General features: G+C 65.3%; 8 protein-coding genes and 1 pseudogene. 5 read left to right on the top strand and 4 right to left on the bottom strand.

Features of this window, described 5'->3' with window-relative positions; genetic code table 11:
- Positions 1-44 precede the first annotated feature (44 nt).
- The 4 genes from hydA to VKP01_RS01485 form a co-directional block, all read right to left on the bottom strand.
- Positions 45-1,466 carry a dihydropyrimidinase gene (hydA, locus tag VKP01_RS01500; RefSeq protein ID WP_324409865.1) on the bottom strand — a complete coding sequence of 474 codons (1,422 nt, stop codon included), beginning with the start codon at positions 1,464-1,466 and terminating at the stop codon, positions 45-47.
- A gap of 134 nt (positions 1,467-1,600) precedes the next feature.
- Complete coding sequence (locus VKP01_RS01495; protein WP_324409864.1) at positions 1,601-2,425, bottom strand: carbon-nitrogen hydrolase family protein; 825 nt, start codon at positions 2,423-2,425, stop codon at positions 1,601-1,603.
- A gap of 3 nt (positions 2,426-2,428) precedes the next feature.
- Complete coding sequence (grxC, locus tag VKP01_RS01490; protein WP_324409863.1) at positions 2,429-2,704, bottom strand: glutaredoxin 3; 276 nt, start codon at positions 2,702-2,704, stop codon at positions 2,429-2,431.
- A 48-nt stretch (positions 2,705-2,752) separates the two neighbouring features.
- On the bottom strand, positions 2,753-3,499 hold the full coding sequence (locus VKP01_RS01485) for a ComF family protein (protein WP_324409866.1): 747 nt from the start codon (positions 3,497-3,499) through the stop codon (positions 2,753-2,755).
- 493 nt (positions 3,500-3,992) lie between these two features.
- On the opposite strand from VKP01_RS01485, the gene VKP01_RS01480 reads away from it, so the two are divergent.
- The 5 genes and pseudogenes from VKP01_RS01480 to VKP01_RS01460 all read left to right on the top strand — a co-directional run.
- Complete coding sequence (locus VKP01_RS01480) at positions 3,993-4,844, top strand: xanthine dehydrogenase family protein subunit M (protein ID WP_324409862.1); 852 nt, start codon at positions 3,993-3,995, stop codon at positions 4,842-4,844.
- Positions 4,845-4,858: 14 nt separating this feature from the next.
- On the top strand, positions 4,859-5,383 hold the full coding sequence (locus VKP01_RS01475; RefSeq protein ID WP_324409861.1) for a (2Fe-2S)-binding protein: 525 nt from the start codon (positions 4,859-4,861) through the stop codon (positions 5,381-5,383).
- Complete coding sequence (locus VKP01_RS01470) at positions 5,383-7,803, top strand: aerobic carbon-monoxide dehydrogenase large subunit (RefSeq protein WP_324409860.1); 2,421 nt, start codon at positions 5,383-5,385, stop codon at positions 7,801-7,803. The genes VKP01_RS01475 and VKP01_RS01470 overlap by 1 nt, the downstream gene beginning before the upstream one ends.
- Positions 7,804-7,902: 99 nt before the next feature.
- Positions 7,903-8,781 (top strand): MoxR family ATPase, encoded by an 879-nt coding sequence (locus VKP01_RS01465; protein ID WP_324409859.1) that lies wholly within the window; start codon positions 7,903-7,905, stop codon positions 8,779-8,781.
- A pseudogene (locus VKP01_RS01460) lies at positions 8,778-9,158 on the top strand (hypothetical protein); the annotation flags it as partial. The gene VKP01_RS01465 and the pseudogene VKP01_RS01460, both read left to right, overlap by 4 nt.

The following is a 9,158-nucleotide window of genomic DNA, read 5'->3' as shown; positions in this document are numbered from 1 at the left end:
GCGCATGCCATGCAGGCAGGCGGGCGGGCGTTTGCCCGACAGCCTTACGGCCTCGCGAATTCCGACAGGCCGCGCTCCAGGATCTGACCCCGCCCCGGCTGGCCGGTAACAGCGCCGTCGCGGGCGACGACTTCGCCGCGGGCGATGGTCATGACCGGCCAGCCGGTAACCTCGAAACCCTCCCAGGGCGTGTAGTCGGCGCCGTGATGCAGGATTTCCTGGCGGATCGTCTCCTTGCGCGCCGGGTCCCACAGGGCGATATCGGCATCGAACCCGACCGCGATTGCACCCTTGCCGGGATAGAGCCCGTAGATCTTCGCATGGTTGGTGGCGCTGAGTTCGACGAAACGCTGCAGGCTGATGCGGCCCTTTGAGACCCCCTCCGAGAAGAGGATCGGCAGCCGCGTCTCGATGCCGGGAATGCCGTTTGGCACCCAGCGGAAAGAGGTGCGGCCCTTCGGATTGAGCTTGCCTTGCGGATCGTCATAGCGGAAGGGGCAATGATCGGAGGAGAAGGTCTGGAAGACGCCGGTGCGGATGCCCTCCCAGATCGCCTCCCAGCTCTCATGCTCGCGCGGCGGCGGTGAACAGACGTATTTGGCGCCGCTCATGGGATCGCCGCCCTGCGCCGCCTGGAGATCTTCCGCCGTGAGCGAGATATATTGCGGGCAGGTCTCGCCATAGACCTTGAGCCCGCGCTGCTGCGCCCAGCGGATCTGCTCCATCGCCTCGCGGCCCGAGACATGCACGATCATCAGCGGCACATCGACGAGCTCCGCATGGCTGATGGCGCGATGCGCCGCCTCGCGCTCCACGAGTTCGGGGCGCGACGCGGCGTGATAATATGGAGCCGTCTCGCCGGCCCGCTCCAGCTTCTCGGTCATGTAGCGGATCGCGTCATAGCCCTCCGCATGCACCATGACGAGCGCGCCCTCGCGGCGGGCGACATCGAACACGTCGAGCAGCTGGCGATCGTTGAGAACGAGATCGTCATAGGTCATGAAAACCTTGAAGGAGGTGTAGCCGTCCTTCAGAAGTGCGGGCAGTTCCTGGCCGAGCACTTCCGGCGTCGGATCGGAGATGATCAGGTGGAAGGCCGTGTCGATGACGCATTGCCCCTCCGCCAGAGCGCGGTAATCCTCGACGCAGGCCCGCAGGCTGGTGCCGCGCTCCTGCAGCGCGAAGGGCATGACCATGGTATTCCCGCCCGCCGCCGCAGCCGCCGTGGCGGAGGCGAAATCGTCGGCCATGACGATCCCCTCCCCCTGCTTCTGGGAGATATGGACATGGCTGTCGATGCCGCCGGGCAGAACCAGCAGCCCGGTCGCATCGATCTCCTCGGCGGCATCGCTGATCGTATCGGCAATCGCCGCGATCTTGCCATCGCGAATGCCGATATCAGCCTGGAACACATCCGACGCGGTCGCGACCGTGCCGTTCCGGATGGCGAGATCATAGGCGGCCATGGGCGTTCCTTCGTCGATACGGCTTCGGGGAAGTCTAGCGGCAGCGCATCACGCATGGGAAGTGGCCGAAATGCCGAAATTCGCGGCAACCTGCCCCCGGGAATGCGAGCAGCGGGATACGACCCGGCAATCGCTCACAAAACCTGCATCCCCACATCCCGGTCATGGCGCAGGCTCGGAACCCGTCCGCGCGCACGAGCGACGTCATCGAGGTCGATCTCCGCCACGACCACGCCCGGCTCCGTGCCGCCCTCGGCGAGGATGCGGCCCCAGGGGTCGATGATCAGCGAATGACCGTAGGTCTCGCGGCCATCCTCGTGCAGCCCGCCCTGCGCGGCGGAAATCATGAAACAGCCCGTCTCGATGGCGCGGGCGCGGTTGAGCACGTGCCAATGCGCCTCGCCGGTCTGGCGCGTGAAACAGGCCGGCGCCCCGATGATCTCGGCGCCCGCCTGCGCGTAAGCGCGGTAGAGATAGGGAAAGCGGATATCGTAACAGATCGACAGGCCGAGCCGGCCGATGGCGGTGCGTGCGAGCACGGCCCGCTCGCCGCCCTGATAGGTGCGCGATTCGCGCCAGGTCTCGCCATTGGGCAGATCCACGTCGAAGAGGTGGATCTTGTCGTATTGCGCCGCGATCTCGCCCTGCGGATCGATCAGGAAGGCGCGGTTGCCCACCTTGTCACCGTCGCGCACGGCGAGCGAGCCGATCTGCAGCGTGATGCCGCGCGCCCGCGCCGTCTCGCGCAGGGCGGCAAGGGTGATATCCTCCTCCTGGCGGTGGATGTGCTCGAACAGCCGGTTGCGCTCGCGCTCGACCAGCGACGTCATTTCCGGCGTCTGGACGAAGACCGCCCCCGCATCCACCGCCTCGCCGACGAGGCGCACGGCATCGTCACGGTTGGTCCCGGGATCGCGCCCGGAGCGCATCTGGACACAGGCGACGCGCGTCCCGGCCATGGCTCAAACGCCCCCGGCGAGCAAGGTGTCGAGGCGGCCCTGACGCTCGAGCCCGGCCATCTCGTCGTAACCGCCGACATGGGTATCGCCGATGAAGATCTGCGGCACGGACGTGCGACCGGCGGCACGCTCCAGCATCTGCGCGCGCGCACCGGGAACGGCTTCGATGTCGATCTCCTCGAAATCCGCGCCCTTCTTTGCCAGCAGCGCCTTGGCGGCGGCGCAATACGAGCACCAGCTGCGGGAATAGATCGTGATCGTGGCCGGTGTGTCAGACATGGGTACAGCTTCTCCGATACGAAGTTTCATCTTGCAATATAAGCATTTTCAGCTCTCCGTCACGACACATGCGAACGAAAGCACGTCGACCGTTTGCGCACCACCGCGCAAAAGCGCCCGCGCCACGGCATTCGCCGTCGAGCCCGTAGTGACGACGTCATCGATCACGAGCACCCGTTTCTGCGCGAGCCGCAGCCGTGCGCTCTCCGTCACACGAAAGGCGCCGGAGAGATTGTCACGGCGCTGGCTGCGGGTGAGGCCGACCTGGCTGCGGGTGATCTTGACACGGCGCAGGGCCTGCATGTCGCAAGGGATCTGCGCATGGCGCGCAACGACTTGCGCGAGCGCCGCCGCCTGGTTGAAGCGTCGCCGCCACAGCCGCCAGCGATGCAGCGGCACCGGGACGATCAGATCCGCATCGGCGAGAAGCTCGGCGCCGGCGCGCAGCATCATCCGGCCCAGCGCCTCGGCAAGTTCGATACGGTCGTTATATTTCAACTTTTGGACGAGTGACCGCGCGGCCCCGTCATAGGCCGCGACGGCGCGGGCGCGCTGGAAGACCGGTGGATCGGCGATCGCGGCGGGCGAATGCAGCGTGCCGCCGATATCAAGGGCGAATGGCGTGCCGAGTCGCTCGCAATACGGGCGATCGATGAAGCGGATCGTCGACCAGCAATCGGCACACAGTGCCTGCGGGCGATCGACCGCTGCACCACAGGCGATGCAGGACGGCGGATAGATCAGGGCGAGACCCGCCCGCGCGGACTGCGCAAGATCCGCCTCGCGCAACGGCATCCGGGACAATCGCAGTGCCGGGAGGCCGATGCGCCCACCCCGCGCCAGCAGGGCCCGCCAGCGTGAAGGCGGCCCCGCCCCTGCGCCCGCCAAGCCGCCCGTCCCGTTCTCGGTCGTCTCCATGCGCGCCCTCGGCCAAACGCTGCGCCGTGGCAGATCGGCACAAAACTCACGAAGTCGATCATGCACCGCAATAGGGCTCAGGCAACCCTGCAGCGCGTTTTTTATTTATAAACAATTTAAAATCGGTCGCATTTCATGAATTGCGTTCGGCGTCGCACAATCGCATTTCGTGCAGGAGGCGCGCATCTGGTGAAATTTTGCTCTCGGCTGGTGCCTTGGCTGCGGCGTGATGGCGCGCTCTGGCGCAGTATCCAGTCAAGAACGGTTCTATCGAAGCAACATCGTTTCGATTGATACAAGAAGCGACACCAGCCGCGAGACAGAGCCGGCGCCGTATGGGCGCTGCCAGCCAAGGGAGGAAATTGATCGTATGATACCCCCAGCCTTCGAATACCACCGACCCACGGATATCGCCGGGGCGCTCGGTGTCATCGCCGAGCATGGCGACGAGGCGCGCGTCATTGCGGGCGGGCACAGCCTGATCCCGATGATGAAGCTGCGCATGGTCGAGATCGCCCATCTGATCGATCTCCAGGACGTTGCCGATCTCAAGGGCATCAGCGTCGGCGAGACGATCCGCATCGGCGCGATGGTGACCCAGCACGATCTCATCAACGATGAGGCGCTCGCCGAAGCCGCGCCGATCCTGCGCGAGGCCGCGTTGCAGATCGCCGACCCGCAGGTGCGCTATTGTGGCACGGTGGGCGGCAATGTTGCCAATGGCGATCCCGGCAACGACATGCCCGGCCTGATGCAATGCCTCGATGCGACCTTTACGCTCGTCGGGCCGGAGGGCAGCCGGGAGGTTCCCGCGCGTGAATTCTACGAGGCGGCCTATACCACCACCCGCGAGGATGACGAGATCCTCACCGCGATCAGCTTCGCAAAACCGTCCAGCGGCTACGCCTATGAGAAGCAGAAGCGCAAGATCGGCGATTACGCGACCGCTGCCGCGGCGGTACTGATCGGCAAGGACGCAGGCAAGATCACCTCCGCCTCCATCGCCATGACCAATCTCTCCGACATTCCGATCTTCTCGGAGGCCGCCGGCGACGCGCTCACGGGGACCGACGGGACCGGCGAGGCGCTGGATAAAGCGGTCGCGGCAATGCTCGCGGATATCGATCCGACCGAAGACAATCGCGGTCCGGTAGAATTCAAGAAACACGTCGCCGGCGTGATCCTGCGTCGCGCGATCGCGCGCGCCGTCGATCGCGCCTGAGCGGGGAGGACGACATGGCTGAAAAAATGCATCTCAAACTCACCATCAATGGCGAGCAGGTGGAGACCCTGTGCGAGCCGCGTGAATTGCTGATTCACGTGCTGCGCGAGCGTTTCAACATCACCGGCCCGCATATCGGCTGCGAGACCTCGCATTGCGGGGCCTGCACGGTCGATCTCGACGGCAAGTCCGTCAAGGCCTGCACGCTCTTCGCCGCCCAGGCGCAGGGGGCTGCCATCACCACCGTCGAGGGGCTCGCGAGCCCCGAGGGCATGCATGTGCTCCAGGAGATGTTCCGCGAGCATCACGGGCTGCAATGCGGCTATTGCACGCCCGGCATGATCACCCGCGCCTGGAGGCTGTTGCAGGAGAACCCCGATCCCACCGAGGAGGAAGTTCGCTTCGGCATGGCCGGCAATCTCTGCCGCTGCACAGGTTACCAGAACATCATCAAGGCGATCCTCGCCGCCGCCGCCATCATGAACGGGCGCGACGCGGCAGCCGATGACGCGGTCAAGACCCCCGAGGAGGTCGCATAATGAACGACATGACCCCCAATCGCGACGAACGCGTCGCCAATCTCAAGGGCCTCGGCTGCAAGCGCAAGCGCGTCGAGGATGCCCGATTCACCCAGGGCAAGGGCAATTACGTCGACGACATCAAGCTGCCGGGCATGCTGTTTGGCGATTTCGTGCGCTCGCCCTATGCCCATGCCCGCATCAAGTCGATCAATGCGGAAGCCGCTCTCGCCCTGCCGGGCGTGATCGCGGTGCTCACCGCCAAGGATCTCGAGCCGCTCGGCCTGCACTGGATGCCGACACTCGCCGGCGACAAGCAGATGGTGCTCGCCGACGGCAAGGTGTTGTTCCAGGGCCAGGAAGTCGCCTTCGTGGTGGCGAGCGACCGCTATGTTGCCGCTGATGCGATCGAGCTGGTCGAGGTGGAATACGACGATCTGCCCGTCATCACCGATCCGTTCAAGGCGCTCGAAGACGGCGCCACGGTTTTGCGCGAGGATATCGCCGACAAGAAGGAAGGCGCCCACGGGCCGCGCCGGCATCCCAACCACATCTTCCTCTGGGAAGAGGGCGACAAGGCCGCCACCGAGGAGGTGGTCTCCTCGGCCGATGTCGTGGCCGAAGAGATGGTCTATTACCACCGCACCCATCCCTGCCCGCTGGAGACCTGCGGCTGCGTCGCCTCGATGGACAAGATCAACGGCAAGCTCACGCTGTACGGCACGTTCCAGGCACCGCATGTGGTGCGCACCGTCGCCTCGCTGCTCTCAGGGATCGACGAGCACAATATCCGCGTCGTCTCCCCCGATATCGGCGGCGGCTTCGGCAACAAGGTCGGCGTCTATCCCGGCTATGTCTGCTCCATCGTCGCCTCCATCGTCACCGGCAAGCCGGTGAAGTGGATCGAGGACCGGATGGACAACCTGATGGCCACGGCATTTGCCCGCGATTACTGGATGCAGGGCAAGATCGCGGCGACGCAGGAAGGCAAGATCACCGGGCTGTGGTGCCACGTCACCGCCGATCACGGGGCGTTCGACGCCTGCGCCGATCCGACGAAATACCCGGCCGGCTTCTTCCATATCTGTACCGGCTCCTACGACATCCCCGTCGCCTATGTCGGCGTGGACGGGGTCTATACCAACAAGGCGCCGGGCGGCGTGGCCTATCGCTGCTCCTTCCGCGTGACGGAGGCGGCCTATTTCATCGAGCGCATGATCGAGATTCTCGCCCAGAAGCTCGATATGGATGCCGCCGAGCTGCGCCGGATCAATTTCATCAAAAAGGAGCAGTTCCCCTACCACTCGGCGCTCGGCTGGGAATACGATTCCGGCGATTACCACACGGCCTGGGACAAGGCCCTCGAAGCCGTCGACTACAAAGGCCTGCGCAAGGAGCAGGCGGAGCGGCTCGACGCCTTCAAGCGCGGCGAGACCCGCAAGTTGATGGGAATCGGCCTGACCTTCTTCACCGAGATCGTCGGCGCCGGCCCGGTCAAGAATTGCGACATTCTCGGCATGGGCATGTTCGACAGCTGCGAAATCCGCATCCACCCCACCGGATCGGCGATCGCACGGCTGGGCACCATCAGCCAGGGTCAGGGACACGCCACGACCTTTGCGCAGATCCTCGCCTCGGAAATCGGCATCTCCGCCGACAAGATCACCGTCGAGGAGGGTGATACCGATACCGCACCTTACGGACTCGGCACCTACGGATCACGCTCGACCCCGGTGGCGGGGGCTGCCACGGCGCTCGCGGGCCGCAAGATCCGGGCGAAGGCGCAGATGATCGCGGCCTATCTCCTCGAAGTGCATGACGACGATCTCGAATGGGATGTCGACCGCTTCGTGGTCAAGGGCGCGCCCGAGCGCTTCAAGACCATGGCCGAGATCGCCTATGCCTCCTACAACCAGGCGATTCCGGGGCTCGAACCCGGGCTCGAGGCGGTGAGCTACTATGATCCGCCGAACATGACCTATCCGTTCGGGGCGTATATCTGCGTCATGGATGTCGATGTGGATACGGGCGTGGCCGATATCCGCCAGTTCTACGCGCTGGATGATTGCGGCACGCGCATCAACCCGATGGTGATCGAGGGGCAGGTGCATGGCGGCCTCACCGAGGCGCTCGCCATCGCCATGGGCCAGGAGATCGCCTATGACGAGATGGGGAACGTCAAGACCGGCACCCTGATGGACTTCTTCCTGCCCACGGCCTGGGAGACGCCCAATTACGTCACCGATCACACGGAGACGCCCTCCCCGCATCATCCGATCGGGGCGAAGGGTGTAGGTGAAAGCCCCAATGTCGGCGGCGTGCCGGCTTTCTCCAATGCCGTGCATGACGCGTTCCGGGCCTTCGGCCTGAAACAGTCGCACATGCCGCATGATCACTGGCGTATCTGGAAGACGGCGAACAGGCTCGGCCTGCACGGTTGACGCGAGACCGCCTTCCATGGCCCGAAGCACCGCTCCGCCGCGATGGCGGGGCGGTCACGGGCAATCTGTTTCCTGATTCAAGGCCCGGAGGTTCCAGTCATGGAGCAATGGCGCGATCTGCAACGGAGTCTGGCGCAGGCGGGATATGTCGCTTCCGACGATCTCGCCATGGCGCTGCATCTGTCGATTACGCTCGGTCGCCCGCTCCTGCTCGAAGGCGCCGCCGGTGTAGGCAAGACGCAGATCGCGCGTGTGCTCGCCGCGATCCGCGACACGAAGCTGATCCGGCTGCAATGCTATGAGGGGTTGGACGCGGGCCACGCCATCTACGAATGGAACTACCAGCGACAGCTGCTCGCCATCCGCGCCGCCTCGGAAGCCGGCGAGGCCGGGTCAGGCATGGAGGCGCGGGTCTTCTCGGAGGAATTCCTGCTGGAGCGCCCCCTGCTCGAAGCCATCCGGCAGCAGGAGCCGCCGGTTCTTCTGATCGACGAGATAGACCGGGCGGATGAGGAATTCGAGGCCTATCTGCTTGAAATCCTCTCCGATTTCCAGATCACCATCCCCGAGCTCGGCACCATCACCGCGACGGCCCGCCCGCTCGTGATCCTTACCTCGAACGGCACGCGCGACCTCTCCGATGCGCTGCGTCGGCGCTGCATCTACTCCTATGTGGATTACCCCGACCGGGCCACCGAGATCGCCATCCTCGCCGCCCATCGCCCCGATATCGAGGCTGATCTGATGGGCCAGATCGTGGCTTTCGTGCAATCCGTGCGCAAGGAGGATCTGGAGAAGAAGCCCGGCGTCGCCGAAATGCTCGACTTCGCCGCCGCCCTCGCGGGGCTCGGCGTCAACGACATCACCAGCGACCCGGCAGCGCTGCAGGCGAGCCTCGTCACCCTGCTCAAGACCCGCCGCGACCGCGACGCCCTGCCGCTCGAAGTCGCGCAGCGCCTTGCCGGAGTGGCCGCATGAATGCGATCACCCGCTTCCCCGCACAGGCATCCGGCCCGGGCGCGCGCATGGCGGGCTTCATCGCGCATCTGCGCGATGGCGGCCTGCGCCTCGGCCCCTCCGAGACCGCAGCCGCGCTGGAAGCACTCACGCAGGTTGAGGCGCAGGATCCGCAGGAGGCGCGGCTGGCGCTGAAGGCGCTATGCTGCGGCGATCGTGAGGAATTTGCCCGTTTCGACGATCTCTTCGATGCCTATTGGCGCAATTCAGGGCGCGAGCGCGTCTCGGTCCGCCCCGGCGAGAGCGCCGGGGCGCGCAACCAGCATCGCGCGCAGGAGGTCGAGGGTTTCGCCGGATCGACCGCCGGGCATCCCGAGACGCCGGATGACGACGGCGAT

It is taken from the genome of Saliniramus sp. (assembly GCF_035311605.1).
In the GTDB taxonomy this organism is placed as follows: domain Bacteria; phylum Pseudomonadota; class Alphaproteobacteria; order Rhizobiales; family Beijerinckiaceae; genus Saliniramus.
The sequence above is the reverse complement of the archived record's forward strand: the minus strand, read 5'-3'. Positions and strand labels throughout refer to the sequence as shown.

What these genes read in the sequence shown, in the direction of transcription:
- hydA (WP_324409865.1), bottom strand. Translation starts at nt 1,466, where the DNA reads ATGGCCGCCTATGATCTCGCCATCCGGAACGGCACGGTCGCGACCGCG.
- VKP01_RS01495 (WP_324409864.1), bottom strand. Translation starts at nt 2,425, where the DNA reads ATGGCCGGGACGCGCGTCGCCTGTGTCCAGATGCGCTCCGGGCGCGAT.
- grxC (WP_324409863.1), bottom strand. Translation starts at nt 2,704, where the DNA reads ATGTCTGACACACCGGCCACGATCACGATCTATTCCCGCAGCTGGTGC.
- VKP01_RS01485 (WP_324409866.1), bottom strand. Translation starts at nt 3,499, where the DNA reads ATGCCGTTGCGCGAGGCGGATCTTGCGCAGTCCGCGCGGGCGGGTCTC.
- VKP01_RS01480 (WP_324409862.1), top strand. Translation starts at nt 3,993, where the DNA reads ATGATACCCCCAGCCTTCGAATACCACCGACCCACGGATATCGCCGGG.
- VKP01_RS01475 (WP_324409861.1), top strand. Translation starts at nt 4,859, where the DNA reads ATGGCTGAAAAAATGCATCTCAAACTCACCATCAATGGCGAGCAGGTG.
- VKP01_RS01470 (WP_324409860.1), top strand. Translation starts at nt 5,383, where the DNA reads ATGAACGACATGACCCCCAATCGCGACGAACGCGTCGCCAATCTCAAG.
- VKP01_RS01465 (WP_324409859.1), top strand. Translation starts at nt 7,903, where the DNA reads ATGGAGCAATGGCGCGATCTGCAACGGAGTCTGGCGCAGGCGGGATAT.